Source organism: Chromobacterium sp. FG22, from assembly GCF_057809415.1.
This window is the reverse complement of record NZ_JBMDJX010000008.1, coordinates 130,677-155,367: the sequence shown is the minus strand read 5'-3', so window position 1 is coordinate 155,367 and position 24,691 is coordinate 130,677. Positions and strand designations below refer to the sequence as shown.

General features: G+C 68.3%; 21 protein-coding genes. 7 read left to right on the top strand and 14 right to left on the bottom strand.

What is annotated here, in order from left to right; genetic code table 11:
- Nucleotides 1-3: 3 nt before the first annotated feature.
- Nucleotides 4-468, bottom strand: coding sequence for a GNAT family N-acetyltransferase (locus tag ACODSD_RS10455; protein WP_488877329.1), 465 nt, complete (start codon nucleotides 466-468; stop codon nucleotides 4-6).
- Nucleotides 461-1,570, bottom strand: coding sequence for a methyl-accepting chemotaxis protein (locus ACODSD_RS10450; RefSeq protein ID WP_305883544.1), 1,110 nt, complete (start codon nucleotides 1,568-1,570; stop codon nucleotides 461-463). Before ACODSD_RS10450 ends, ACODSD_RS10455 begins: the two co-directional genes overlap by 8 nt.
- Nucleotides 1,571-1,790: 220 nt before the next feature.
- Between ACODSD_RS10450 and ACODSD_RS10445 the strand changes: the two genes are divergently transcribed.
- Nucleotides 1,791-2,579, top strand: a complete 789-nt coding sequence (locus ACODSD_RS10445) for a DinB family protein (RefSeq protein ID WP_107800274.1) — start codon at nucleotides 1,791-1,793, stop codon at nucleotides 2,577-2,579.
- Between the two features lie 136 nt (nucleotides 2,580-2,715).
- Here the strand turns inward: ACODSD_RS10445 and ACODSD_RS10440 are convergent, their stop codons facing one another.
- The 12 genes from ACODSD_RS10440 to ACODSD_RS10385 form a co-directional block, all read right to left on the bottom strand.
- Nucleotides 2,716-3,483 (bottom strand): type 2 periplasmic-binding domain-containing protein, encoded by a 768-nt coding sequence (locus tag ACODSD_RS10440; protein ID WP_227107578.1) that lies wholly within the window; start codon nucleotides 3,481-3,483, stop codon nucleotides 2,716-2,718.
- An 84-nt stretch (nucleotides 3,484-3,567) separates the two neighbouring features.
- On the bottom strand, nucleotides 3,568-6,261 hold the full coding sequence (locus ACODSD_RS10435) for a nitrate reductase (protein WP_488877328.1): 2,694 nt from the start codon (nucleotides 6,259-6,261) through the stop codon (nucleotides 3,568-3,570).
- A 16-nt stretch (nucleotides 6,262-6,277) separates the two neighbouring features.
- The gene (gene nirD / locus ACODSD_RS10430; protein ID WP_048409167.1) at nucleotides 6,278-6,607 is read right to left on the bottom strand and encodes a nitrite reductase small subunit NirD; all 330 of its coding nucleotides are present in this window, start codon (nucleotides 6,605-6,607) and stop codon (nucleotides 6,278-6,280) included.
- Nucleotides 6,608-6,614: 7 nt separating this feature from the next.
- Entirely contained in the window at nucleotides 6,615-9,047 is a 2,433-nt protein-coding gene (nirB, locus tag ACODSD_RS10425; RefSeq protein WP_488877327.1) for a nitrite reductase large subunit NirB, read from the bottom strand.
- Nucleotides 9,048-9,066: 19 nt separating this feature from the next.
- Nucleotides 9,067-10,269 carry an MFS transporter gene (locus tag ACODSD_RS10420; RefSeq protein WP_488877326.1) on the bottom strand — a complete coding sequence of 401 codons (1,203 nt, stop codon included), beginning with the start codon at nucleotides 10,267-10,269 and terminating at the stop codon, nucleotides 9,067-9,069.
- Nucleotides 10,270-10,571: 302 nt separating this feature from the next.
- Nucleotides 10,572-11,669, bottom strand: a complete 1,098-nt coding sequence (locus ACODSD_RS10415) for a CmpA/NrtA family ABC transporter substrate-binding protein (protein ID WP_227107586.1) — start codon at nucleotides 11,667-11,669, stop codon at nucleotides 10,572-10,574.
- 16 nt (nucleotides 11,670-11,685) lie between these two features.
- The gene (locus tag ACODSD_RS10410; RefSeq protein ID WP_488877325.1) at nucleotides 11,686-12,276 is read right to left on the bottom strand and encodes an ANTAR domain-containing response regulator; all 591 of its coding nucleotides are present in this window, start codon (nucleotides 12,274-12,276) and stop codon (nucleotides 11,686-11,688) included.
- Nucleotides 12,277-12,606: 330 nt separating this feature from the next.
- On the bottom strand, nucleotides 12,607-13,929 hold the full coding sequence (locus ACODSD_RS10405) for a glycoside hydrolase family 19 protein (protein WP_488877324.1): 1,323 nt from the start codon (nucleotides 13,927-13,929) through the stop codon (nucleotides 12,607-12,609).
- A 439-nt stretch (nucleotides 13,930-14,368) separates the two neighbouring features.
- Nucleotides 14,369-14,590: a hypothetical protein gene (locus ACODSD_RS10400; protein WP_048409173.1), complete on the bottom strand. Its 222-nt coding sequence runs from the start codon at nucleotides 14,588-14,590 to the stop codon at nucleotides 14,369-14,371.
- 9 nt (nucleotides 14,591-14,599) lie between these two features.
- Entirely contained in the window at nucleotides 14,600-14,869 is a 270-nt protein-coding gene (gene infA / locus ACODSD_RS10395) for a translation initiation factor IF-1 (protein WP_019104365.1), read from the bottom strand.
- A gap of 413 nt (nucleotides 14,870-15,282) precedes the next feature.
- Nucleotides 15,283-18,561, bottom strand: coding sequence for a sensor domain-containing protein (locus tag ACODSD_RS10390; RefSeq protein ID WP_488877323.1), 3,279 nt, complete (start codon nucleotides 18,559-18,561; stop codon nucleotides 15,283-15,285).
- A gap of 202 nt (nucleotides 18,562-18,763) precedes the next feature.
- Nucleotides 18,764-20,212, bottom strand: a complete 1,449-nt coding sequence (locus ACODSD_RS10385; protein WP_107800265.1) for an aminotransferase-like domain-containing protein — start codon at nucleotides 20,210-20,212, stop codon at nucleotides 18,764-18,766.
- Nucleotides 20,213-20,442: 230 nt separating this feature from the next.
- On the opposite strand from ACODSD_RS10385, the gene ACODSD_RS10380 reads away from it, so the two are divergent.
- The 6 genes from ACODSD_RS10380 (at nucleotide 20,443) to ACODSD_RS10355 (ending at nucleotide 24,652) form a co-directional block, all read left to right on the top strand.
- The gene (locus tag ACODSD_RS10380) at nucleotides 20,443-21,150 is read left to right on the top strand and encodes a LysE family translocator (RefSeq protein WP_107800264.1); all 708 of its coding nucleotides are present in this window, start codon (nucleotides 20,443-20,445) and stop codon (nucleotides 21,148-21,150) included.
- A gap of 70 nt (nucleotides 21,151-21,220) precedes the next feature.
- Nucleotides 21,221-21,772: an isochorismatase family protein gene (locus ACODSD_RS10375; protein ID WP_107800263.1), complete on the top strand. Its 552-nt coding sequence runs from the start codon at nucleotides 21,221-21,223 to the stop codon at nucleotides 21,770-21,772.
- A 108-nt stretch (nucleotides 21,773-21,880) separates the two neighbouring features.
- Nucleotides 21,881-22,099: a DUF1737 domain-containing protein gene (locus tag ACODSD_RS10370; RefSeq protein WP_449727709.1), complete on the top strand. Its 219-nt coding sequence runs from the start codon at nucleotides 21,881-21,883 to the stop codon at nucleotides 22,097-22,099.
- On the top strand, nucleotides 22,086-22,994 hold the full coding sequence (locus ACODSD_RS10365) for an EamA family transporter (protein WP_488877322.1): 909 nt from the start codon (nucleotides 22,086-22,088) through the stop codon (nucleotides 22,992-22,994). Before ACODSD_RS10370 ends, ACODSD_RS10365 begins: the two co-directional genes overlap by 14 nt.
- Nucleotides 22,984-23,901, top strand: coding sequence for a GlxA family transcriptional regulator (locus ACODSD_RS10360; RefSeq protein WP_474456067.1), 918 nt, complete (start codon nucleotides 22,984-22,986; stop codon nucleotides 23,899-23,901). Before ACODSD_RS10365 ends, ACODSD_RS10360 begins: the two co-directional genes overlap by 11 nt.
- A 109-nt stretch (nucleotides 23,902-24,010) precedes the next feature.
- A complete protein-coding gene (locus ACODSD_RS10355; protein WP_227107597.1) occupies nucleotides 24,011-24,652 on the top strand; it encodes an LPP20 family lipoprotein in 642 nt (213 codons plus the stop codon).
- Nucleotides 24,653-24,691 lie beyond the last annotated feature (39 nt).

Below are 24,691 nucleotides of genomic sequence, written 5' to 3'. Positions count from 1 at the left end.
GGCTTACAAGATTTGGCGGTAGATCACCGCGTCCGCCAGCTCCGCCACCTGGTCGTACAGGCGGCGCGCGACGAGGTTGTCGCCGGCGGTGCGCCAGTAGAGCATGGCGGCGCCGTCGTCGCGCGCCCGTTCCGCGGCGGCTAGCAGCAGCGCGCGGGCGACGCCGCCGCCCCGCGCCGCCGGCGCAACGTATAGATCCTGCAGATAGGCGCTGTCCTGGATCTGGATGGTGCTGCGGTGGTAGAGCAGGTGGGCGATGCCCAGCAGCACGCCGTCGGCGACCGCGGCCAGCCCGCGCACCGGTTCCTCCGGCGCGAGCAGGCGGCGCCAGGTTTCCCGGTCCACCTCCTCGGGCAGGGCGCTGACGCCGACGCGGCCGTAGAAGGCGTTGTAGTCGCGCCATAAGGGCAGCCAGCCGGCGTGATCGTCGGCTTGCAGCGGGCGGATGGAGAAGACGGCCTCAGCCATGGCGCGCTTCCGTCTCGCCAGCGCCGGCCATGTGTTCGAGGCCGGCCAGCACTTGCAGGCTGGCGGCTTCCATCATCGCGACATGTTCCACCGCGGCCCGGCTGTCGCCGTCGGCGTGGGCGCGCAAGGCGTCCAGCGCCGCGGTGTGCACCTTGGCGTGCGGCGCTTCGATTTCGCGGAAGCCGGGCAGGTGGGAGAAGCCGGCGCGGCCCTCGCCTTCGTAATACCACTTGCCGAAGCGGCAGTGCTGATGCGAGCCGAAGTGGCCGATGTCCTCGTCCGACAGGCCGAACATCACCTGGTAGACGCGGAATTTGTAGATCAGGTGGTCCATCTTGGCCAGTTCGCAGAAACCGCGCAGCGCGGAGGCGGCGATGCTGCCCTCCATGCTGGTGGACATGTCCAGCAATTGTTTCATGGTGCCGGCGGCGGCTTCGCCGTCCTGGCTGAAACCGGCGGCTTGTTCCGCCAATTGCTCCATCTGGCTGCGGCTGCCGGCGCTGTCGCCGCGGATCTGCTCCACCAGCTTGGCGATGTCGGCGGTGGCGGTGGCGGTGCGTTCGGCCAGCTTGCGCACTTCGTCGGCCACCACGGCGAAGCCGCGGCCTTGCTCGCCGGCGCGCGCCGCTTCGATGGCGGCGTTCAGGGCCAAGAGATTGGTCTGGTCGGCGATGTCGCGGATCAATTGCACGATGCCGCCCACCTCCTGGGCGCGGGCGTCCAGTTCCCCCACTTTTTCCGCCGCGCCCTGCGAGGCGCCGGCCAGTTTGGACAGATCGGCGGCGATCTGGTCTATGGACTGGCGGCTGCGCAGCGAAATGCCCTGAGCGGCGACGGCGCGGTCTTTTTCCCGGCTCATCACGCTGGAGAGGGTGGCCAGCGACTGCTGGGTGTCGGTCATCGATTGGGCGAAGGCGGAGAGGTTGGCGATCAGTCCGTTCAGTTCCTGAACTTTGGCCTGACTGGCGGCCAGCTGGCGTTCGGCTTCATCGGCGCGGCTGCGGGTGTGTTGCAGCTCCTGGCGCATTCGCTCCGCCTCCTGGCTGAGTTGCAAGCGCTCCGCCTGCTCGCGCGCGGCCTTGTCCTTGTTCCGGAACCACATTCCATTCTCCTCTTGAAGCCGGACCGGCACAGGCAAGCGTGGCTTGCGCTTGCATGTCGCCGGGTGATTTTAAATAAACGTTTAGCATTATCCGAATGCCGTCATGAATCTGCAATCATTTGTCTTGTTTAAGTTTGATTAATTATGACAAAAATCAGACTTGACGCTTGTTGCGCCGTTTACTAAGGTATCATTTTGATACGTTATATAAGAGGCCCTTATGCACTCCCGTTTTGATGTCTTTCGCGAACAGGCGTTGGGCCGCCAGTTGGAGGCTTTGATCGACACGCCGCAGCGTTATGTGGAATACGCGGCCTTGTCGCGCGCCGAAGTGCCGGCGATTGCGGCCATCGTCCACGATGTGCGCCAGCTGTTTCCGGAAGTGGAGGCGGACGCCAGCGCGCGCCAGTTTTGCGGCGCGATGGTGGCGGAGGTGATGCGTCGCCATTATCACGAGGTGTTGCGGCCGCGCGGCCGGGTACCGGGCGGTTATTTCACTTATGGGGTGGTGTGGACGCCTCGGCCGCAACAGTTGGACTGGGAGCAGCGGCTGGAGGCGCTGCGGGCGATGCCGGCCCAGTTGGCGGCGGCGCTGCGCGTGATTCCGGCCGCGGACTGGCGGCGGCGGCCGGACGGCATCGATTTTGCCGCGGTGGAGCATGCCTGCCATCTGCGCGATCTGGACCGGATTTTCTGCCAAAGGGTGGCAAGGGTATTGACCGAGGACATGCCGGATATTCCGTCGGTAGACGGCACTGAAATGTCGCGCGAACTGGCTTATCTGGAGCAGGACGGCTCAGCGGCCCTGGACGATTTCCTGGCCGGACGGCGGCATTTGCTGACAGCGCTGGCCGGCGCCGAAGCGGCCCAGCGCGGGCGGCTATGCCTGTTTGGCGGCGAGCGGCGGATGAGTCTGGAGGATTTGGCCGAGGACATGCTGCAGCACGACCGCGCCCATTTGCTGGAGGTGGAGGAGCTGACGGCGGAGTTGGGCGGCGAGCCGGTTTGAGCGCCGGCCCGGCTCAGAGTCGGTTGACGATCTGCTGCGCGTCGGCGATACGGCGTTGAGAACGGCCCTTGTATACTCCGCTGCTTCCGCCGCAAGGCCTGGTCTCGCCTTGGCTCGCGAGATGGTAAACGCCCTCTCAGGGTTGTTGGTACCAGGGGCGGCGCAGCAGCGCGGGCAGCAGGGTTTCGCGCAGTTTGCCTATCTGCTGCCACAGGCAGCGCGCCAGGGCCGGATTGTCCCGGTGCCAGCGCTTGCCCAACACCAGATAGTAGTCCTTGCGCGACAGCGGCGGCTGCAGGCGGACGATGCCGGCTTGCGGGTGGTCTTCCAGATAGCGGTCGCCGATGTGGTTCTGCGTGGCGTAGGCGGCGATGTGGCGGGCCAGCAGTTTGCGGAAGTTCATCTCGGTGTCTTTGGCGGCCTCCACCTGGGCGCCCTTGGCGCGCAGATCGTCGGCGATGGACCAGCCGGCGTTGACGCCGATGGCGCCCAGCGCCGGCAGGTTCTTGCCGTTCCAGGCCGGCGGCGCGTTTTTCAGCGCGTACAAGGAGTAGGCCAGCGTGGTCAGCCGGTAGCGCGGGTCGGGTTCCTCGCCCTGCATCGGGTAATCGAAATAGGCTTCGCGTTCTTTGTTGTGGGAGAACATGAAGGCGGCGTCGTGCTGATCGTGCTGCATCTCGGTGAGCAGGCGCTTGCCCGGCAGCCGCGACAGCTTAAGCGCGATCCGGCAGCCCTTGGCCGCCGCCTGCGCCATTTCCACCACCGCGCCGGGGTGGGGCGGCATTTGATCGCCTTCGCCGCTCATATACGGGTCCGAGGCCACCGCGCCGTAAACCATGTCCAGCGTCGCCGCCGCCGCCGGCTGCGCGGCCAGCGCCGCGATCAGCAGTCCTATCTGTTTCAAGCCCAATCCACGCATCCATCGCTATCGCCTGCGCAGAGGGTAACAGCGCCGGACTCCCTTAGCATAGAGTTCCGCGCCGGGGTTTCAATATTCCCGTTCCGCCTGTCGCGCCAGCATGCGTTTCAGCTCCGGCAGACAGGAGCCGCAAACGCCGCCGCAACCCAGCCGCGTCTTGAGTCCGGCCAGATCCGCGCCGTCGGCGATGGCCGCCTGGATGCGCTCGGCGTCCACTTGCAGGCAGTTGCAGACGATGCGCGCGGCGGCGGGCGCGGCCGCGGCGCCGGGAACCAGCGCGCTGAGCCGGCTGCCGGGCCAGGGCCGGCCGCTTTGCATCGCGGCCAGCAGCCGCGCGCCGTCGTCCTGGCCGCCGGCGAAGACGTAGGCCCAGGGCGCGTCGTCGCGCCAGGCGATGCGTTGTTCCAGGCCGCGGCGCGCGTCGCTGAAGGTTTGCAGCTGCGGGCCGCCGTCCAGGTCCAGCAGCCAAGTCAGCTCGGCCAGCCAGTCCGGCCGCGGCTGGGCGTGGGCGGCGTTCAGCACCAGGATGTCCGGCGGGCGCAGGCTGAGCGCGGCGTAGCCGCAGCCGGCCAGCAAGGGCTGCAGCCGCGCGCGCAGCGCCGGCAGGTCCGGGTGGCGGCTGGCGGCGCGCACCCGCCACGGCAGTTCGGCGCGTTCCACCCGCACCGCGGCGTGCTTGAGTTCGGGCTGGAACGATTGCGGGTCCACCGCCGGCGAGCAGGCCTGGTTGACGCCGCCGCTGTCCAGATGCTGGCCGCTCCAGTGCATGGCGGCGAACACGCTGCCGCCCGGCAGTTCCTCGCAAAGCGCCAGCGGCAGCACCAGACCGCCGCGCCGGCTTTCCACCCTGACCAGTTCGCCGGCCTGGAGGCCGCGGTGGGCGGCGTCGGCCGGGTGCATGTCCAGCGTCGGTTCCGGCGCGTGGGAGAACAGCCGCGCCACCCGGCCGCTGCGGCTCATGCCGTGCCATTGGTCGCGCAGCCGGCCGGTGAGCAGGCGGAAGGGGTAATGGGCGTTGACCGCGTCCGCCGGCGGCCGGTAGGGCGTGGCGTGGAACAGCGCGAGGCCGTTGGCGGTGGCAAAGCGGCCGTCCTCGTAACGCCGAGCCTGGCCGGCGGCCGCGCCGGCCGGGAACGGCCATTGCTGCGGGCCGTCCCGCTCCAGCCGCGCGTGGCTGAGGCCGCTGAGGTCCAGATCGCGGCCGGCGGTCAGCGCCGCGTGTTCGGCGAACACCGCCGCCGGTTCGCTGTGTTCGAACAGGCTGGGCGCGTCCGGGTAGAGCAGCCGTTCCAGCCGGCGGCCCACTTCGGCGGCGATCCAGCCGTCGGCGCGCGCCTCGCCCGGCGGCGGCACGGCGGCGCGCACCCGGCTGATGCGGCGTTCGGAGTTGGTGACCGTGCCTTCTTTTTCGCCCCAGCTGGCGGCGGGCAGCAGCGCGTCGGCGCAGGCGGCGGTGTCGGTGTCGGCGTAGGCGTCCTGGACGATGACGAATTCGGCCTGGGCCAGCGCCTGGCGCGCTTGCTCCAGGTCCGGCAAGGAGTGGGCGGGATTGGTGCAGACTATCCACACCGCCTTGACCCGGCCGGCCTTGAGCGCGTCGAACAGCGCGATGGCCGGCAGGCCGGGGCGGTCGGAGAGCCGCTCCGGCGGCACGCCCCAGTGGGCGGCCACTTCGGCGCGGTGTTGCGGGTTGGCGATATCGCGGTGGGCGGCCAGCATGGTGGCCATGCCGCCCACTTCGCGGCCGCCCATGGCGTTGGGCTGGCCGGTTAGCGAGAAGGGGCCGGCGCCGGGGCGGCCGATCTGGCCGGCGGCCAGGTGCAGATTGATCAGCGCCAGGTTTTTGGCGGTGCCGTGGCTGGACTGGTTCAAGCCCATGCAGTACAGCGACAGGCTGGCCGGGCTGCGGCCGAACCATTCGGCGGCGGTGGTCAGATCGGCTTCGGCGATGCCGCACAGGCCGGCGGCCTGGCGCGGCGAATAGTCGCGCAGCAGGCGCTTGAGCGCGTCGAAGCCCTCGGTGTGGGCGGCGATGTAGCTCTCGTCTATCAGCCCTTCCCAGATCAGGTGGTGCAGCATGCCGTTGAACAGCGCCACGTCGCTGCCGGGCTGGATCTGCAGATGCAGGTCCGCCAGCGCCGCGGTGTCGGTGCGGCGCGGGTCCACCACGATCCATTTGCGGTCCGGCCGCGCCGCCTTGGCCGCCTCCAGCCGGCGGAACAGCACCGGGTGGGCGTAGGCCGTATTGCTGCCGGCCAGCAGCACGCAATCGGCCAGGTCCAGGTCCTGGTAGCAGGTGGGCGGGCCGTCGGCGCCCAGCGCCAGCTTGTAGCCGCTGACGGCGCTGGACATGCACAGCCGGGAGTTGGTGTCGATATTGTTGCTGCCGATCAGGCCCTTGGTCAGCTTGTTGAACAGATAGTAGTCCTCGGTCAGCAGCTGGCCGGAGGCGTAGACCGCCACCGCGTCCGGCCCGTGGCGGCGGATGACGCCGGCCAGCCGCTCGGCCACGGTGTCCAGCGCGCTGTCCCAGTCCACGCGCCGGCGCGCGGCGTCGCGGGTCAGCCGCAGTTCGGGGTGCAGCGCGCGGCCGGACAGGCTGGCGCAGCTGTCCGCCAGCGCCAGGCCCTTGGTGCACAGCCGGCCGTGGTTGGCCGGGTGGGCCGGATCGCCTTCCACGCCGGTGACGCGCGCGCCGTCGCTGTGGATCAGCACGCCGCAGCCGACGCCGCAGTAACAGCAGGTGGAGGGGGTGGTGGTCATGGCGCGGTCCCCGGGTTCACAGTTGCAGGTAGACGTCGCCGTCCCGCAGGCTGACCGGGAAGCGTCGCGCGCAGCCGCGGTCAGGCGCCTGGGCTTCGCCGTCGTCCAGATTGAGGGTCCAGCCGTGCAGCGGGCAGGTGACCGCCGCGCCGTGCACCAGGCCCTGGCTCAGCGGGCCGCCCTTGTGCGGGCAGCGGTCCAAGAGCGCGAACACTTGCTGCGGCTGCGGCCGGAACAGGGCGATGTCGCCGTCGTCGCGCGCCAGCACGCGGCTGCCCAGCAGCGGGATGTCGTCCAGCGCGCAGATGCGCAGCCAGCGGGAGGAGGGGGGCGGGGTGGGTTCCATGGCGGCCTCAGGCGATGACTTTCAAGGGGATGTATTCCTGGCGCTGCGCGCCGGCGATGCGGGCGGCCCAGGGGTCGGGCAAGCCTTCCAGCGCGAACAGCAGCCGCTGGTACAAGGCCTGGCGGTTGGCGGCGTCGTCCACCACCCGCGCTTTGACGTAATCCAGGCCGACGCGGGCGATGTAGCGGACGGTGCGGTCCAGGTAATAGCCTTCCTCGCGGTAGAGCTGCAGGAAGGCGCCGCTGTATTCCTTCACTTCCTCGGCGGTCTTCACCTTGCACAGGAATTGCGCCACCTCGGTCTTGATGCCGCCGTTGCCGCCCACGTACAGCTCCCAGCCGGAGTCCACCGCGATCACGCCCACGTCCTTGATGCCGGCTTCGGCGCAGTTGCGCGGGCAGCCGGACACCGCCAGCTTGACCTTGTGCGGCGCCCACATATTGGCCAGCATGGTTTCCAGGTCTATGCCCATCTGGGTGCTGTTCTGGGTGCCGAAGCGGCAGAATTCGCTGCCGACGCAGGTTTTCACGGTGCGGATGGATTTGCCGTAGGCGTGGCCGGATTGCATGCCCAGGTCTCTCCAGACATCGATCAGGTCTTCCTTGCGGATGCCCAGCAGGTCGATGCGCTGGCCGCCGGTGACCTTGAGCATGGGCACCCGGTATTTGTCGGCCACGTCGGCGATGCGGCGCAGCTCGGCGGCGTTGGTGACGCCGCCCTTCATCTGCGGGATCACCGAGAAGGTGCCGTCCTTCTGGATATTGGCGTGCACCCGCTCGTTGACGAAGCGGCTTTGCGGATCGTCCACCGCCTCGCGCGGCCAGGTGGACAGCAGGTAGTAGTTGATCGCCGGGCGGCAGCTGGCGCAGCCGTTGGGGGTGCGCCATTCCAGGAAGTGGTAGACCGCGGCGTGGTCCAGCAGGCGGTGGTCGCGGATGGCCTTGCGCACCTCGGCGTGGCTGTGATCGGTGCAGCCGCAGACGGCCTTGGTCTTGGGCGCTTCCTGGAAGCTGGAGCCCACGGTGTTCATCAGGATCTGTTCCACCAGGCCGCTGCAGGAGCCGCAGGAGCTGCCGGCCTTGGTGCATTGCTTGACCTCGTCCAGGGTGAACAGGCCGTTTTCCTTGATCGCTTTGACGATGGCGCCCTTGCTGACGCCGTTGCAGCCGCAGACTTCGTCGCCGTCCCGCATGCCGGCGGCGCGGCTCTGGCCTTGGACGCCGACGTCGCCGATGGCGGTTTCGCCGAAGATCAGCCGCTCGCGCAGATCGCCTATCGCGCGCTGTTCGCGCAGCAGCTTGAAGTACCAGGCGCCGTCGGCGGTGTCGCCGTACAGGCAGACGCCGATCAGCTTGTCCTCGCGCAGCACCAGTTTCTTGTACAGGCCGCCGGCCGGGTCGGACAGCACGATCTCTTCGCAATCGCCGCCGCCGATGAAGTCGCCGGCGGAGAACAGATCGATGCCGGTGACCTTGAGCTTGGTGGCCATCACCGAGCCCTGGTAGCGGCTGCTGCCCAGTTGGGCCAGATGGTTGGCGCAGACCTTGGCCTGTTCGAACAGCGGCGCCACCAGTCCGTAGCAGACGCCGCGGTGGCTGACGCATTCGCCCACCGCGTAGATGCGCGGGTCGAAGGTCTGCAGCGCGTCGCTGACCACCACGCCGCGCTCGCAGTGCAGGCCGGCGCCGGCGGCCAGCGCGATATTGGGGCGTATGCCCACCGCCATCACCACCAGCTTGGCCTCCAGGGTTTCGCCGTCGGCGAGCCGCGCCGCCGCCACCGCGCCATGGCCGTCGTCCAGCAGCGCGGCGGTCTGGCGGCCCAGCAGGAAGCGCAGGCCGCGCGCTTCCAGCGAGGCCTGCAGCAACTGGGCGGCAGCGGGGTCCAGTTGTCTTTCCAGCAGCCAGTCCGCCAGGTGGACCACGGTGACGTCCATGCCGCGCTGCTTCAGGCCGTAGGCGGCTTCCAGGCCGAGCAGGCCGCCGCCTATCACCACCGCCCGGCCGCCGCCGGCGCTGGCCGCCAGCATGGCTTCGGTGTCGCGGATGTCGCGGTAGCCGATGACGCCGGCGAGATCGCGGCCCGGCAGCGGCAGCATCACCGGCAGCGAGCCGGTGGCGAGCAGCAGCCTGTCGTAAGAGGCGACGCTGCCGTCGTCGGCGCGCACCAGGCGGCGCGCGCGGTCCAGTTCCACCACGGTCTTGCCGGTGTAAAGGCTGATGCCGCGTTCGGCGTACCAGGCGCGCGGATTGAGCACGATGTCGTCGAAGGTCTGTTCGCCGGCCAGCACCGGCGACAGCTGGATGCGGTTGTAATTGGGGTGCGGCTCGGCGCCGAACACGGTGATGTCGTACAGGTCCGGCGCCAGCGTCAGCAGCTCTTCCACGGTGCGGATGCCGGCCATGCCGTTGCCGACCACCACGAGTTTGGGTTTGGTCATGATGGATGTCCTCGCGGGTTCAGAGCCGGGCGCTGGCGAGAGACCAGCCGGCGCGCCAGCGCTGGCGCAGCCCGGCCAGGCCGGCCCAGCCGGCCAAGGCCAGCGCGGCGTACAGCCACAGTCCGATGGCGTAGCCGCCGCTGGCCTGCTTGATCACGCCCAGGCCGGCCGCCAGCAGGAAGCCGCCGACGCCGCCGGCCATGCCGATCAGGCCGGTGACCGCGCCGATCTCGCCGCCGAAGCGCTGCGGCACCAGCTGGAACACCGCGCCGTTGCCGGCGCCGAGGCAGAGCATGGCCAGCACGAACAGCAGCAGCGCGCCGCCGGCGCCGCCCGCTTCCAGTCCGGCGGCGAACAGCAGCGCCGCCACCGCCAGGTAGACGGCCAGCAGCGAGCGGGTGCCGCCGACGCGGTCCGCCAGCACGCCGCCCAGCGGCCGCATCATCGAGCCGGCGAACACGCAGGCGGCGGTATAGAGCCCGGCGGTCTTGGCGTCGAAGCCGAACTGGTCGTGGAAATAGCCGGGCAGCGCGCTGGCGAAGCCGGCGAAACCGCCGAAGGTGATGGCGTAGAACAGCATCAGCCACCAGGCGTCGCGCTGAGCCAGCACCGCCAGATAATCGGCCCAGCGCTTGGGCGGCGGCGCGCCCGGCGCGTCCTTGGCCAGCCGGGCGAACAGCAGCAGCGCCAGCAGCAGCGGCAGACAGGCGAGGCCGAACACGTTCTGCCAGCCGAACTGCAGCGCCAGCGCCGGCGCGAACAGCGCCGCCAGCACGGTGCCGGAGTTGCCGGCGCCGGCGATGCCCAGCGCCGTGCCCTGATGCGCCGGCGGATACCAGCGCGAGGCTAGCGGCAGCGCCACGGCGAAGGAGGCGCCGGCCACGCCGAGGAACAGGCCCAGCAGCAGCGCGCCGCCCAGGCTGGAGAGGCCGACGCGCCAGGCGGCGAGCAAGGCGGCGATGACGACGATCTGGGCGATCAGCCCGGTGCGCTTGGCGCCGATGCGGTCCGCCAGCATGCCGACGGCCAGCCGCAGCAGCGCGCCGGCCAGGATGGGAGTGGCCACCATCAGCGCGCGTTCTTGGGTGTCCAGGTCCAGCGCGGCGGCGATGGGCACCTGCAGCGGGCCCAGCAGATACCAGACCATGAAGCTGAGGTCGAAGTAGAGAAAGGCGGACAGCAAGGTGGGCTTGTGCCCGGTGTGCCAGAAAGAATGGTCCATGCGAAACTCCTGTGCCGCGAGCGGCCGGGGGCCGGCCAAAATAAAAACGGCGTTCGCTCCTCGGTGATAGCAGGAGCGGACGCCGTTGTCCGTTGCCGTCCCGGCCGCCATTGGCCGGACAAGCATTTGGGGTGGGCGGGGCACGTCTTTGTGCCAGGCCCGGCTTGACTTATGCAAACGCCGTGCCAGCCTCCGCGAGCCGGAAATCCGGGTTTCGCGTGGATTCGCGGCGGGAAGCCGCACCGCGCTGGTGCGAAAATAGCCGGCCGCGCACTGAGTTTGTGCGTTGCAACATGCGGGGCTTAATCAAGCAGACGCTCCGTCGCCGGGTAGCGCGGCCGCCCGTCCCACTCCACGCCGTCGCACAGCCGGCTGCGGCGCTGCGGCCGGGCCGGCGCGGGCAGGCCCAGCGCGTCCGCCGCCTGCCGGTAAAGCCGGCTCTGGCTCACCGCGGCGGCCACGGCCTGCGCGTCCTCGTCGCCGCGCAGCCAGCCCCAGCGCCGGAACTGGTCGATGAACCAGACGCCGTCGGACGGATAGGGATAGTTGACCCGGCCCTGGTCGAAGAAGCGCAGCGCCGACGCGCCGGCGGCGGCCGAGGGCAGGGTGGCGGCGATCAGCGTTTCCGGCAGGGCGATATGCTCCGGCCGCGCCAGCCAGCGCGCCGCCTGGCGGCGGTTTTCGCCGTGCTCCAGCCAGCGGCAGGCTTCCAGCAGCGCCATGATCAGCGCGGCGGCGGCGGCCGGTTCTTCTTGCGCGAAACCACGGCGGCAGAGCAGGGCTTTTTCCGGGTGGCCGGGCCAGATCTCGCCGCTGGCGACGGCGATGCGGCCGGCCTGGCGCGCCGCCGCCTGCTGGTGCCAGGGCTCGCCGGCGCAAAAACCGTCCAGCTGGCCGGCTTCCAGCGCCGCGCCCATCTGCGGCGGCGGAATCACCACCAGGCGCGCGTCGCGCAGCGGGTCCAGGCCTTGCGCCGCCAGCCAGTAATTGAGCCACAACGCGTGGGTGCCGGCGGGAAAGGTGTGGGCCAGCGTCAGCGGCGCGCCGCCTTGGCGGACGCGGCGCGGCAAGGCCTGCTGCGGCGCCGCGGCCAGAGCGTCGGCCAACGGGTGGCTGAGGGTGATGGCCTGGCCGTTCTGGTTCAGCGTCATCAGCAGCGCCATGTCCGCTTGCGGGCCGGCGAGGCCCAGCTGCATGCCGTAGGCCAGACCGTACAGCGCCGCGGCGGCGTGCAGGCGGCCGTCCAGCAGCTTGTCGCGCACCGCGCTCCACGAAGGCTGGCGCAGCAATTCCAGTTCCAGGCCGTGGCGGCGGTCCAGGCCGAGCTGGCGCGCGACGATCAGCGGCGCGCTGTCGGTCAGCGGCAGATAGCCCAGGCGCAGGCGGTGGGGGACGGTCATGGGATTTCCTCGCGGCTCAGCCTAGCAGTTCGGCGGCCTGGATCAGTTGTCGGGCGAGATCGGCGACGCGCAGGCCCTCGCGCATCGCCTGCCGGCGCAGCGCTTGGTAGGCGTCGTTTTCGCTGAGCCGGCGCTTGTCCATCAGAATGCCCTTGGCGCGCTCGATCAGCTTGCGTTCGGCCAGTTGCTGTTCCGCCACCGCCAGCCGCTGTCGCAGCCGGGCGTCCTCGGCGAAGCGGGCGCGGGCCAGGTCGATGATGGGCGCCAGCCGCGCCGCGTCGGCCTGGTCCACCACATAGGCCGCCACGCCGGCGTGGACCGCGGCTTCTATGGTGGGCAGGTCGCCCTGGTCGGCGAACATCACCACCGGGTGCGGCGCGATCTCGCCCAGCAGCGCCAGTTGTTCCAGGGTGTCGCGCGACGGGGATTCGGTGTCCACGATCACCACGTCCGGCCGCAGCCGCTCCACCGCCTGCAGCAGCGCGGCGGCGCCGTCCACTTCGGCGACGACGGCGTAGCCGGCGCGCGCCAGCGCCTGGCGCAGCGAGGCGATGGTTTTGGCGTGGTCGTTGACCAGCAGCAGGCGCAGCGGCGGAGGCGTAGACATTGCGGCACCGGGGAGAAGGGACGGCTTGGCTGAAGCAAGCGCCGTGCCCAAGGGAATTCTTGACGCGATTTTTAGCGAGGATGCGGCCGGATTGACGCGGCGTTTAGCCGCGATGTCTTAGAGTGGCTAACAAAAATCAGTTTTACGGCTGAGGCAAGGCGTGCCGACGCAGGCAGTACTTGAGTACGACAAGTCGGCGCAACGCAGCATCAGGGGTTTGTTAGCCGCTCTTATCGTGGAGCGGAGACAAGGCCAATGGACAGGAGGTGAAACACGGGTGAACAACAGTCGTTGGCGAGGCCGGCCCCGCGCGAGCGGAGCCGGCCGATTTCATTTGAGTTTGACGTTCCAGTTGTCCTCGACGCAGCGCTGGTAGTTGCCGGCTTGCAGCGCGCTGTACGGGGTCTGGTAGTTCACCAGCTGGCATTTGTAGTCATTGCCCCATTTCCAGTCCTTTTCCCAATAGATGTTGTAGGCGGCGGAGCTGGCGGCGCTGAAGCGCTGCATATTGGCGCAGGACAGCTGCTCGTTGCCGTAGTCCCAGCCCAGGTCCTTGGCGAACTGGCGGTAGTAATCGATGCGGTTCTGCGCCGCCTGGCGCTCGGTGCCGCCGCCGCACTCGGCGTTGATGATCTGGATGGTGGTGGCGAAGTTGTTGCCGGCGCCGGCGGCCTTGTCCGCGGCGTTGGGCATCCAAGTGCCGTCCAGCACATGCAGCATCGACGGCTTGGGCGGCTGCGGGAAGACGAAGAAGAAGGTGGCCGAGCTCAGGTTGAGCCAAGTGGAGGCCACCAGGTCCGGGTTCTTCAGCAGCACGGATTGGTCGCCGTCGTGCATGGCTTGGGAGAAGGGGCCGTAGTTGTAGTTGTAGGACAGCTGCTTGGCGCCGCGGCCGAAGTACTTTTTCCAGCTGCCGTCGGCGTTTTTGCCGCAGGTCCACACCTTGTTGAACACCGGATCGGCGCATTCGGTGTTGTAGCCGCAGCCGGGGCCGGTTTCGGCGCAGCCCATTTCGCGCAGGTATTTCAGGCCTTGCCGCCATTCCGGCACCGTGTCGCTGCGGTTGTGGTCGCCGGTTTCCTGAGCGAAGTGGGCGAACATGGTGGCCAGGCTGTGGCGGCAGATGGCGTCGCCGTCGCGGCCGTCGCCGTAGTCGTCGCAGATGGCGGGGAACTTGGCGATGGCCTGCAAGAAGCGCTGGTAGCTGTAGCTGGCGTCGCGGCGGGAGAAGTAATACTCCCACTTGGTGGCAGGCAGCAGGCGCTCCACCCGGCGCACGTTCAGCGGGTTGGCGGCGCGGCCGGGGGTCACTTGTTCCACCTGGGCGTTGGGCAGGGTGCGGATCGAGGCTTTGACGTTGCGGAAGAAGGGGGTGTCGGTCAGGGCGGCCTCGTATTGCAGCGCTTGCTGCAGCGTGGGCGGCTGAGGCTGGCCCGGTTCGGCCAAAGCCGTGGCCTGGGCCGCCGCCTGCGCCCAGCTGCCTCTGGGGTTGGCGGCCGGCGTTTCGGCGCGGGTGCGCCATTTGGCCTGCCAATCCTGGCCTTGCCATTGGACTTGCTGTCCGGCCTGATAGACGGCGCCGGCGTTCCAGGGCGCGGCCAAAACGGACTGGCAGGCCAGGCTCAGCAGCAGGGCGGTGAAGGGTTTGCGCATGTTGGCTCCTGTTGTCGGGCTGCCGGCGCGGGGGACGCCGCGCGAAATCATCGCAGCCGTTTATGGGGGCCTCGACACACCCGCTGCGCGGTCCGATGGCCTCGCTCAGTCACAGGCTTCTGGCTTTGCCTTGCGCGCAGTCTCGGGGCTTGCGTTCTGATGTCAGAGGACGCGTCTTGCTCTTGAACGGATCGCGGCGGTTTTCGAGGTTGCCCTAGATGGTTTTCTGCCGCGCGCGACGCACGGCATAGATACCACTATGGAACCAATTTTTGATATGTCAAACGACTTTTTGAAGGAGAATGGGATTGACGCGGCCATGCGGCCGGCGCGCGGCTAAGCCGGAAGGGGCGAAGAAGGCGGAAGCGGCCGCGGCGGGCGCCGGGGTGAGATCCCGGACGAGTGCGGCGTTGAGCGTCAATCGGACCGTGCGGCCGTCTCAGGGACGAGAGGCGTTGATCCAGGCGTCGTGCGGGTAGCTGGCGGAATCCAGGCCCAGTTCCGACGAAAAAGTGACGTGACAGTGACGTCCTACTGCATTGACCGCAATCACGGTAAATGTGATTGCGGCGCTATCGTGTTGTTCGGCGATGTAATCGCCGGGTTTGAGTTCATTGACTCGCAAATGTTGCTCCAGGGCATGACCGCGATAGCGGGTCATGCCGGCAGATCAACGGCGTCGGTTGTGATGGGGGCGAGGCGTGCCGCCGCCGGCCGGCGCCGTCGGATGACGGAAATTGATGCGGCCCTTGGTCAAGTCGTAGGGCGACATCTCTACAGTGACGCGGTCGCCTACCAGAACGCGAATACGGTGCATCTTCATCTTGCCCGAGCCATAGGCCAGGATTTCGACGTTGTTGTCCAGACGCACGCGGAAGCGGGACTCGGGCAACATTTCAATGACAACACCTTCCAGTTCGATCATGTCTTCTTTGGACATTACGATTCCTTTCTAATACGGTAGGCCAACAGCCACAGCGGCAGTCACATGGACTGCCGCGAGCGGGTGCTATTGGCGCGTCTATTCGGTAACCAAGCTAGGGAGGGGCTGGCTTCACAGGCAGCCCTCAGGCAAGGCGGAGCGTCCGACAGGCAGCTGCCGGAACGATCAGAAAATCTGAGGCGAACGGTATTATATATCTAACGCACTGATTTGTCAGAAAAATACAAGAATTTATCCGGCAATGGCCGAATCAGACGCGGCGATGAGGCGGTTTTCACAAAAAAATCAGGGAGATGGATTTATCCGCCGCCGTCGCCGTTGTGTTGAAAATCGCATTGGCAAGCGGGTTTCAGCGCCCTTGTCCCGCTATCCCGTCTAAGCGCGGCGGATCGTAAACCGGTTCATTTAGTTTAGAGGCGGAGCGGGGCCGCGCCGCCTTTCTTGACCAGTTCGGCGAATTCGTTTTCCGGCATCGGCCGGGCATAGAGAAAACCTTGGCCGTGCTCGCAACCGGCGTCCAGCAGGAAGCGGCGCTGGGCTTCGTTTTCCACGCCTTCGGCCACCAGGCCCAGGTGCAGGGTTTTGGCCAGCGAGATGATGGCCAGGCTGATGCTGGTTTCGTGCTCGCGGTCCGGCAGGCCGCGCACCAGCGATTGGTCGATTTTCAGCGTTTGCACCGGCAATTGGCGCAGATAGCTGAGCGAGGAATAGCCGGTGCCGAAATCGTCGATGGACAGGCCGACGCCCAGTTGGCGCAGCTCTCGCAGCACCGACAGATGCGCGTCCGGATTGCTCATTACGAAGCGCTCGGTGATTTCCAGTTCGATCTGCTGCGGCGGAACCCGGCAGTCGCGCAGCGCCTGCTTCAGGGTTTGCAGAATGGGAGCGCGCTGGATTTGCGCGCCGGCGATATTGAGGCTGAGCACGCCCGGCGACAGGCCGGCGTCCTTCCAGCGGCGCAGAATGCCGCAGGCGTGGCGGATCAGCCAGCTGCCGATCGGGATGATCAGGCCGGTTTCCTCGGCCAGCGGAATGAAGGTGTCCGGCCCGATCAGGCCCCGGCTCGGGTGCTGCCAGCGCAGCAAGGCCTCGGCGCCGATCAGGGCGCCGCTTTGCAGATGATATTTGGGCTGGAACACCAGGAATAGCTCGCGCCGCTCCAGCGCCAGGCGCAGCTCGCGTTCCTGTTCCACCCGCAGCCGCGCGCGCTGGGTCAGCTCCTCGGTGTAAAAGCGGAAGGCGCCCTTGCCGTCGTTCTTGGCCTGGTACATGGCGGCGTCGGCGTTGCGCATCAGCGTTTCCGCGTCCTGGCCGTCGCGCGGGTAGATGCTGATGCCCACGCTGCAGCCCACTTCCACCTCCTGTTCTTCCAGGCGGAACGGCCGGGCGCAGGCTTTGACGATCTTGTTGGCGATGTCGATCACCGGATTGTCGGCTTTCTGGTTCTCCAGCAGGATCAGGAATTCGTCGCCGCCGATGCGGGCCACGGTGTCGTTGGCGCGCAGGCAGTCCTTGAGCCGGGCGGCCACTTCCACCAAGAGGCGGTCGCCGGCGCCGTGGCCGCGGGTGTCGTTGATCTGCTTGAAGTTGTCCAGATCGATGAACAAGACCGCCACGCGGCGGCGTTCGCGTTTGGCGGTCTGGATCGCGTGTTCCAGCCGCGACAGGAACAGCAGCCGGTTGGGCAGGGTGGTCAGCGAGTCGTAATGCGCCAGCTGCGCCATTTCGGCGGCGGATTTCTTGATCTGGGCGATGTCGGAGAACACGCCGACGTAGTTGCGCACCGCGCCGTCGGCGTCGCGCACCGCGGTGACGGTGAGCCAGGCCGGCGCCACGCTGCCGTCCTTGTGCCGGTTCCAGATTTCGCCTTGCCAGCGGCCGTGTTCCGCCACGGTCTGCCACAGCCGGCGGTAGAAGCCGGCGTCGTGGCGCCCGGAATGCAATAGGCGCGGGCTCTGGCCCAAGAGGTCGGCGCGGGCGTAGCCGGTGAGCGCGCTGAAGGCCGGGTTGACGTCGAGGATGCGCAGATCGGCGTCGGCGATCATCACCCCTTCCAAAGTGTGTTCGTAAACGGCGGCGGCCTGCTGCAGGGTCTGTTCGCGGCGCTTGAATTCGCTGATGTCCTGCAAGGTGCCGCTCAGGCGGACGACGCGGCCGCGGCCGTCCTGTTCCAGCGAGATGTGATGGCGCACGTGGCGGTCGCCGCCGTCCGGCAGCAGGATGCGGTGGTCAAGCTGCGCGGTTTCGCGCCGGCGCAGCACTTGGCGCAGGCAGCGGCGCAGCGGCGGCCAGTCGGCGGGCGGCAGCAAGGCGGGCAAGCGCGCCAGCGGCGGAGGGGGCCGGGCCGGGTCCAGCCGCCACAATTGGTACAGCTCTTCCGACCAATGCGGGACGGCGTCGCCGCGCCGCCATTCCCAATGGCCTATCCGCGCCTGGGCCAGCGCCTCGCTCTGACGGCGTTGAGCGTCGCTGTGGTATTGGCTGCGCTCCAGGAAATTGGACAGCATGTCCGCCACCGATTGCAGCATGTGTTGCTCTATCCACAGCCAGCTATGCGGCGTCGGCGCGCTGACCGCCAGCACGCCGCGCCAGCATTGGCGAGGCCGCAGCGTGGCCAGCAGCGCGCTCTGGCCGTTGTCGCCCAGCAATTGGCGCAGCGCGGCGGCGGCTTCCGGCGCGTCGGCGCTGTCGTTCAGTTGCAAGGTGCGTTGCTGGCCCAGCTGTTGTTCCAGCCAGCAGAGTTTGGAGCGGGGGATGGCCGGGGCCTCGGCCGGCGGTCCGGCCGCCCGCGCCTCGTTTCGCCATTCTCGGGCGATGCGCACTTGCTTGCCTTCGGCGTCGAGCAGGGCCAGCAGGCAGCGGTCGGCGCCCAGGAATCGTCCCACGCGCTCCAGCAGGCCGCTCATGCGCGCCCACAGCGGTTCGGCCGGTTGGCTGGCCAGTTCGGCGGACAGGCCGGCCAGTTGCGCGAGGATGTCCAGATGGCGGGTCAGCAGTTGCTCGGAGGTGAGCCGGTCGGTGGCGTCGTGGAAGGTCAGCAGCAGGCAGTCCTGGCCTTCGGCCCGCAGCGGCCGCGCGCGGATGTCGGCATGGCCGGCGTCGCCGTCCGGCCGGCGCAGCGGGGTGGCGGCGATCTGGCTGGGTTTGTCCTTGGGCAGGGCCAGCAGCGGCCGCAGCGCTTCGGCCAGCCCGCTGTCGGGCGCCAGCGCCGAGAGCGCGAGGGGATAGGCGGGCGGCTCGGCGAGGCCCAGCAATTCCATCAGCGCGGCGTTGGCGTACAGCACTTGCTGGCCGCTGGGCTCCAGCAGCAGCACGCCGTCGTCCAATTGCTCCAGCATGGCCTGGGCCGGCGGCGGCTGGGGTTTGGCGGCGGCGCTCAGCGCCGGTTGCAGCAGCTGCCGCCCCAGGCTGTGGGTCATGTCGGTGAGCATCTGCCGCGCCTGTCGTCCGGCGGCGCTGTCCTGCGGCAGCGCGGGCTGGGCGGCCAGCGCGGACAGCATCTGCGCTTCGCCTATGGCGTGGCGCAGCGCGTAATCGCGCACTTGCTCCAGCTGGCGCAACAGGCTGTCCAGCGACGCGCCGGCGGCGAAGGCGGCGTCGTAGCGGTTCAGCAAGTCGCGCAGACGGCGTTGGTGTTTGCCGGCGGCGGGCCCGCTATCGGCGGCGGCTGGTTTCTTGATCGTCGGCATGAAGTCTCTTTCTGCGCTCGCGCCCGCTGCGGACGCGGTCAGGTCTTGCTTCATTGTTAGGCATGGATTTCAAAAAGGCCAACCACTTAATAGCTATATGAGTGGTTCATAAAAACGCCGGCGCGTCTTGAACATGTCTTCGCGCGCGGCGGGGCGCGGGCTTGCGCGGGATCCGCCGCCGGCGGGCGTTGCCGGCGGGGGTTTATGAACGCCGGAGCAGGCCGGCCAGTTCGCCGACGCGCGCCAGCGCCGCCAGATAGCGGTCATCCAGCGGATAGCAGCAGGACAGCCGCAGCGCGTTGGGATAGCGGCCGCTGGGGGAGTACAGCGGGCCGGGCATGATGCTGATCTTTTCCGCGATGGCGGCGTGGAACAGCGCCACCGCGTCGATGTCCTCGGGCAGTTCCACCCAGATCAGGAAACCGCCGGAAGGCGCGGTGGCGTGGGTGCCGGCCGGGAAGTGGCGCGCGATCATGCCGCGGACTTTTTCCACGTGGGCGGCGTAGCGCCGCTTCAGCGCGCGCAGATGATGGTCGTAGCCGCCGGACTCCAGAAAGGCGCCCAGGGTTTCCGCCAGCACCGCCGGCTCCGCCACGGAGGAGGCGAATTTGAGCTGGCGCAGCGCGTGGCCGAAGCGTCCGCCCTCCATCCAGCCGATGCGGAAATCGGGCGCCAGGGTCTTGGTGTAGCTGGAGCAGACGATGACCCAGCCTTCGTCGTCGAAGGCCTTGACCGCAGGCGACAGGGTGTCGCCGAACTGCAGCTCGGCGTACAGCGCGTCCTCGATCAACGGCACTTGGTGACGGGTGATCAGCCGCGCCAGCCGTTTCTTGGCCTCCAGCGGCATGGTCGCGCCCAGCGGATTGTGCACATTGGGCATCGCCACCAGCGCGTTGATGCGCTTTTCCGCCAGCAAGAGCTCCACCGCGTCGATGGACAGGCCGGTTTGCGGGTCGGTGGGGATCTCCACCGTTTTCAGGCCCAGGCTGGCGATCAAGGGCAGCAGGTTGAAATAGGTGGGCGATTCCAGGCCCACGGTGTCGCCGGGCCGGGTCACCGCGCGCAGCGCCAATTGCAGCGCTTCCATGCAACCGTGGGTGAGCACGATGTCCTGAGCTTGCAGGGTCATGCCCAGTTCCAGGCCGCGGCGCGCGATCTGGGTGCGCAGCCGCAAGGAGCCCGGCGGCAGCGCGTAGCGGCTGATCATGCCGGGCTGGCGGCGCAGTATCTGTCCCATCAGCCGGCCCAGCTTGCCGCCGGGGTAGAAGTCGCCGCCGTGCGGACAGGCCAGCGCCAGGTCGATGTAGTCCTCGTTCTGCTGCGCTTCCAGCACGGTGTCGATCAGGCCCAGCACCTGCGGGCGGGTGGGCGCCGCCGGGCTGCTGAGGGTGGCCGCCGGCCGCGCCGGCGACGGCAGCCGCGCCCGCACGTAGTAGCCGGATTGCGGCCGGGCCTCGATCAGGCCGCGGTCTTCCAGCACCCGGTAAGCGGCCACCACGGTGTTCAGGCTGAGCTGGCGGCTTTGCGAGGTGCGCCGCACCGACGGCAATTTGGCGCCGGGCGGCAGTGTGCCGCGCTTGATGGCCAGCGACAGATCGTCGGCCAGTTGCTGATACAGCGTGGGGGCTTGGGGGGCGACAATGGGTTCCATGAGCACAGCTTGCCGCGCTTGGGCGGTGGTAGACAGACACAGTGCCCATGATAGGCGATGGTGACAGTTTGAGGAAACGCCGCGCTGTCACCACCGCGAAAGGTGACAGCTGCGGCTGTCGGCGCGGCGAGGCGCTGCGTAGCATGGATTGGGAAAGCGGGGCCGCGTCGGCCCCATGCATCGTCATACCGCGCCGCCGGCCGGCGCGGAGCAAGAAAGTGAAGCCCGTCATGCCCGAATTCGCCCTACTGTCCTACGTGGCGGTGATGTCCATCACCCCCGGCCCCAATAACCTGATGCTGACCGCGTCCGGCGTCAATTTCGGCTTTCGCCGCACCATCCCGCACATGCTGGGCATCAGCCTGGGCTGCGCTTTCCAGGTGTTCCTGGTGGGCAGCCTGCTGTCGCTGCTGCTGGACGGCATCCAGGCCGCGCGGCTGCCGCTGGCCCTGCTGGGCTGCGCTTATCTATTGTGGCTGTCCTGGAAGATCGCCCGCGCCGGCCAGCCGGAGGCGGGCGCGGCGGCGCGCCCGCTGGGCTTTGTCGGCGCGGCGCTGTTTCAATGGCTGAATCCCAAGGCCTGGGTGATGGTTATCAACGCCGCCATCCTGTTCATGCCGGCGGCGGACGGGCAGCGCTGGCTGGGCGCCGCCATGCTGGCGGCGGTGTTCGCCGTGGTCAACCTGCCCTGCATCGGCGTCTGGGCCTGGGCCGGCGAGCGCTTGCGCGCCTGGCTGGCCAGCCCGCGCGCCTTGCTGGGTTTCAATCTGAGCATGGGCGTGTTGATGGCGGCCACCGCGCTGTGGCTGTTGTACGACGAATTCCAGCCGCAGGGCCCGGCGCGGGCGGCCGAGGTCGCGGCCGCGCCGGCGGCGCCGCGAGCGGTGGGCACGATGTCCGTTTTTGACAGCGGCTTGTCCGTAATCAGCGTTAAATAAAGGCGGGAGAGTCCGTAGCATTCGGGCTGTGTTCAACAGCGTCCGGCCCGGACGCGAGGGAGAAACCGCCATGAAGAAAACCGCCTTGCTGGTGATTGACGCGCAAGAGTCGTTCCGCCACCGTCCGTATTGGAAGGAAGACGAGATTCCGGCCTTTCAGGACAAGCTGCAGCAATTGATCGCCGGCGCCGAGAGACTGGGCGCGCCGGTGATCAACATCCTGCACGAAGACGGCGACGCCGCCTTTTCCGCCGAGTCCGGCCTGGTGCGGCCGCTGGAGTGGCTGCGCCACCGGCCGGCCGCCACCTTCGTCAAGCACGTGCACAACGCCCTGACCGATTCCGGCCTGCAGCCCTGGCTCATCCGCCACGGTATCCAGCGCTTGATCGTGTCCGGCATCCGCACCGAGCAATGCTGCGAAACCACCACCCGGGTGGCCTCGGACTTGGGCTACGAGGTGGATTTCGTCACCGAGGCCACGCTGACTTTCGACATGAGCCATCCGCATAGCGGCCAGGTGTTCAGCGCGGCGGAGATTCGCGCCAAGACCGAGCTGGTGCTGGCCGGCCGTTTCGCCGACGTCGTCAGTGTGGAGCAGGCGCTGGCCAAGCTGGCGCGCTGAACGGCGGGTATTTGATCATCGCCATCTCGACTATCTGATGTTACCGTAAAGCGATATCCAAAATGAATGCGGCGGGCGCGGCCCGCCGCGCAGCCATGGGAGAATTGCATGCAGCCCACCCTTCCGCCCGACGACATGCCGGTCTACCGTCTGCTGACCGGCCCGGACGACGCCGGCTTCTGCCGCCGCGTCAGCGAGGCGCTGGCCCTGGGCTACCGGCTGTACGGCTCGCCGGCGGCCACCTTCAACGGCGAGCGCGTCATCGTCGCCCAGGCGGTGCTGTGGCCGGGCGCGCAAGCCCAGGGAGGCGGCGATGCCGTGGAGTGATCTCTTGCAGGCGCTGGCCATCGTGCTGGTGTGGGGCGTCAACTTCGTGGTGATCAAATGGGGCGTGTCCGATGTGCCGCCCTTGCTGCTGGGCGGCCTGCGCTTCTGTCTGGCCGCGGTGCCGGCCTTGTTCTTCATCCGCCGGCCGGCGCTGCCGTGGCGCTATCTGCTGGCCTACGGCCTCAGCGTGGGCGTCGGCCAGTTCGCCTGCCTGTTCACCGCGATCAAGCTGGGCATGCCGGCCGGCCTCGCCTCGGTGGTGCTGCAATCGCAGGCTTTCTTCACCCTGATCCTGGCCGGGCTGTGGTTGCGCGAGCGCTGGCAGGCCAGCCAGATGGCCGGCCTGCTGCTGGCCCTGGGCGGCCTGGCGCTGATAGGCCTGAGCAAGGGCGGCAGCATGACGGCGGTGGGCCTGGGTCTGACCATCGCCGCCGCCTTCAGCTGGGCATTGTCCAATGTGGTGGTGAGGCAGATGGGCCGCGCCGGCTACAGCGTGCAGCCGCTGGGCCTGGTGGTGTGGTCCAGCCTGGTGCCGCCGATTCCGTTCTTCCTGCTGTCCTGGTGGCTGGAAGGGGGCGAGCGCATCGCCGCCGCCTTGGCGCATTTCACGCCGCAGGCGCTGTTCGCGGTGGCCTACCTGGCTTTTGTCGCCACTTTGTTCGGCTATGGTTTGTGGAGCCGGCTGCTGTCGCGCCATCCGGCTGGCAAGGTGGCGCCGTTTTCCCTGCTGGTGCCGGTGGTGGGCGTGCTGGCCTCGGGCCTGCTGCTGGGCGAGCGCCTGAACGCGCTGCAGGCGGCCGGCAGCCTGTTGTTGCTGGCCGGGCTGGCGGTGAACGTGTTCGGCGCGCGCTGGCTGGCGCGCCGGCGCGCGGGAGCGGCGACGCGTGGCGCTTGATATCTTTTTCGTACTGCCGCCCAATCTGCTGCTGGTGGATCTGGCCGGCCCGGCCGACGCTTTTCGCATCGCCGCGCAACTGGGCGCGCCGTTCCGGCCGCATTACATCGCGCCGGCGGCCGGCGTGCCCACCTCGCTGGGCCTGAGCCTTGAAGGCGCGGCGCCCTTGCCGGAAGCGCTGCCGGACGAGGCGCTGGTGGTGATCAGCGGCGCCGCGCATTCGATCGAGGCCTATGCGCGGCCGGAGGCGCGCGAGATCGTGCGCTGGCTGCGCCGTCGGGTGGACCCCGGCCGCCAGCGCGTGGCCAGCATTTGCTCAGGCAGCCTGCTGGCGGCGGAAGCCGGCCTGCTGGACGGCCGCCAGTGCACCACTCACCACACCCTGCTGCAGCGTTTGCAGCAACTGGCGCCGCAGGCCAGGGTGCAGCAGAACCGCGTCTTCGTGCAGGACGGGCCCATCAGCAGCAGCGCCGGCATCACCGCCGGGGTGGACTTGGCGCTGCAACTGATCGCGCAGCTGGCCGGCCCGGCGCTGGCGCGGGACGTGGCGCGCCACATGGTGGTGTATTTCCGCCGTTCCGCCGGGGATCCGGAGTTGTCGCCGTGGCTGACGCACCGCAACCATTTGCACCCGGCGGTGCACAAGGCGCAGGACCTGATCGCCGCCGATCCGGCGCGCGGCTGGCGGGTGGAGGACTTGGCCGGCCAGGTGCACGTCAGCGCCAGGCATTTGTCGCGCTTGTTCCGCGAGCACGCCGGCGTGTCGGTGCACGACTATCACACCGGGCTGCGCCTGGCGCTGGCCAGCCAGTGGCGCGGCGCCGGCCTGTCCAAGGAGAAGGCCGCGCTGGCGGCCGGATTTTCCTCGGCGCGGCAATTGAACCGGGCCGACGCCGGCGGCCATTGATGCGGGCGGGATTTTGTTTTTATTCAAGTTTTGCATAGGAATGCCGATGTTGCGGTTGACGTTCGCTTAGATCGCTTCATAATTCGAGCAATATCCAACGGTATTTGCCATGAAAACGATTCCCAGTGTTGCCTGCTTCCTGTCCGTCTTGCTGGGCTTGTCCGCCTGCGCCACCGCCGAGCGTCCGCCGCTGGCCGCCGAGGCGCCGCGCGCCGCCGCGGGGATGACGCCGAGCGGCGTCGGTTTCGTCGGTCCTGGCATTGAAACCGAAGCGCCCAAGGTGGTGGTCAAGGAAGTGAATCCCTATCAGCCCATTGTGGTGCGGGTGGTGGGCAGCGGCGCGGCGCCGTACACCTCCAGCCTGACGCCGTCGCAGCGCAAGCTGCTGGCCTTGCGCGCCGCCCGGCTGGACGCTTTCCGCGCCATCGCGGAACAGGTGCAGGGCATGAAGCTGGTGGGCAACAGCTCGGTGTCGAACATGATCGCCAACAGCGATAGCTTCCGCACTTATGTGGACGCCTATCTGCGCGGGGTCAACATCGTGTCCAACAGCATGAAGCCGGACGGCACCAGCGAGGCGGTGGCCGAGATCACGCTGGATCAGGACTTCTACAAGCAGTTCCGCCAGGCGCTGGACAAGACCGGCAGCGTGATGAAGGCTTCGCAGGAAAACGCCACGTCCGGCCTGCAGTGCGCCGAGGGCAATTGCGGCGCGGCGCGTTACAACAGCAACTACTACATGGCTCAATGATGCGGTTTCGTTTCCGTACCCTGCTGGCCGCCGCGTTTG

Excerpts from the sequence above, each read along its gene's own strand:
- ACODSD_RS10400 (WP_048409173.1), bottom strand. The coding sequence starts at position 14,590 with ATGACCCGCTATCGCGGTCATGCCCTGGAGCAACATTTGCGAGTCAAT.
- ACODSD_RS10375 (WP_107800263.1), top strand. The coding sequence starts at position 21,221 with ATGAAGAAAACCGCCTTGCTGGTGATTGACGCGCAAGAGTCGTTCCGC.
- nirB (WP_488877327.1), bottom strand. The coding sequence starts at position 9,047 with ATGACCAAACCCAAACTCGTGGTGGTCGGCAACGGCATGGCCGGCATC.
- ACODSD_RS10410 (WP_488877325.1), bottom strand. The coding sequence starts at position 12,276 with ATGTCTACGCCTCCGCCGCTGCGCCTGCTGCTGGTCAACGACCACGCC.
- ACODSD_RS10415 (WP_227107586.1), bottom strand. The coding sequence starts at position 11,669 with ATGACCGTCCCCCACCGCCTGCGCCTGGGCTATCTGCCGCTGACCGAC.
- ACODSD_RS10390 (WP_488877323.1), bottom strand. The coding sequence starts at position 18,561 with ATGCCGACGATCAAGAAACCAGCCGCCGCCGATAGCGGGCCCGCCGCC.
- ACODSD_RS10365 (WP_488877322.1), top strand. The coding sequence starts at position 22,086 with ATGCCGTGGAGTGATCTCTTGCAGGCGCTGGCCATCGTGCTGGTGTGG.
- infA (WP_019104365.1), bottom strand. The coding sequence starts at position 14,869 with ATGTCCAAAGAAGACATGATCGAACTGGAAGGTGTTGTCATTGAAATG.
- nirD (WP_048409167.1), bottom strand. The coding sequence starts at position 6,607 with ATGGAACCCACCCCGCCCCCCTCCTCCCGCTGGCTGCGCATCTGCGCG.
- ACODSD_RS10445 (WP_107800274.1), top strand. The coding sequence starts at position 1,791 with ATGCACTCCCGTTTTGATGTCTTTCGCGAACAGGCGTTGGGCCGCCAG.
- ACODSD_RS10455 (WP_488877329.1), bottom strand. The coding sequence starts at position 468 with ATGGCTGAGGCCGTCTTCTCCATCCGCCCGCTGCAAGCCGACGATCAC.
- ACODSD_RS10450 (WP_305883544.1), bottom strand. The coding sequence starts at position 1,570 with ATGTGGTTCCGGAACAAGGACAAGGCCGCGCGCGAGCAGGCGGAGCGC.
- ACODSD_RS10385 (WP_107800265.1), bottom strand. The coding sequence starts at position 20,212 with ATGGAACCCATTGTCGCCCCCCAAGCCCCCACGCTGTATCAGCAACTG.
- ACODSD_RS10435 (WP_488877328.1), bottom strand. The coding sequence starts at position 6,261 with ATGACCACCACCCCCTCCACCTGCTGTTACTGCGGCGTCGGCTGCGGC.
- ACODSD_RS10370 (WP_449727709.1), top strand. The coding sequence starts at position 21,881 with ATGCAGCCCACCCTTCCGCCCGACGACATGCCGGTCTACCGTCTGCTG.
- ACODSD_RS10405 (WP_488877324.1), bottom strand. The coding sequence starts at position 13,929 with ATGCGCAAACCCTTCACCGCCCTGCTGCTGAGCCTGGCCTGCCAGTCC.
- ACODSD_RS10420 (WP_488877326.1), bottom strand. The coding sequence starts at position 10,269 with ATGGACCATTCTTTCTGGCACACCGGGCACAAGCCCACCTTGCTGTCC.
- ACODSD_RS10355 (WP_227107597.1), top strand. The coding sequence starts at position 24,011 with ATGAAAACGATTCCCAGTGTTGCCTGCTTCCTGTCCGTCTTGCTGGGC.
- ACODSD_RS10380 (WP_107800264.1), top strand. The coding sequence starts at position 20,443 with ATGCCCGAATTCGCCCTACTGTCCTACGTGGCGGTGATGTCCATCACC.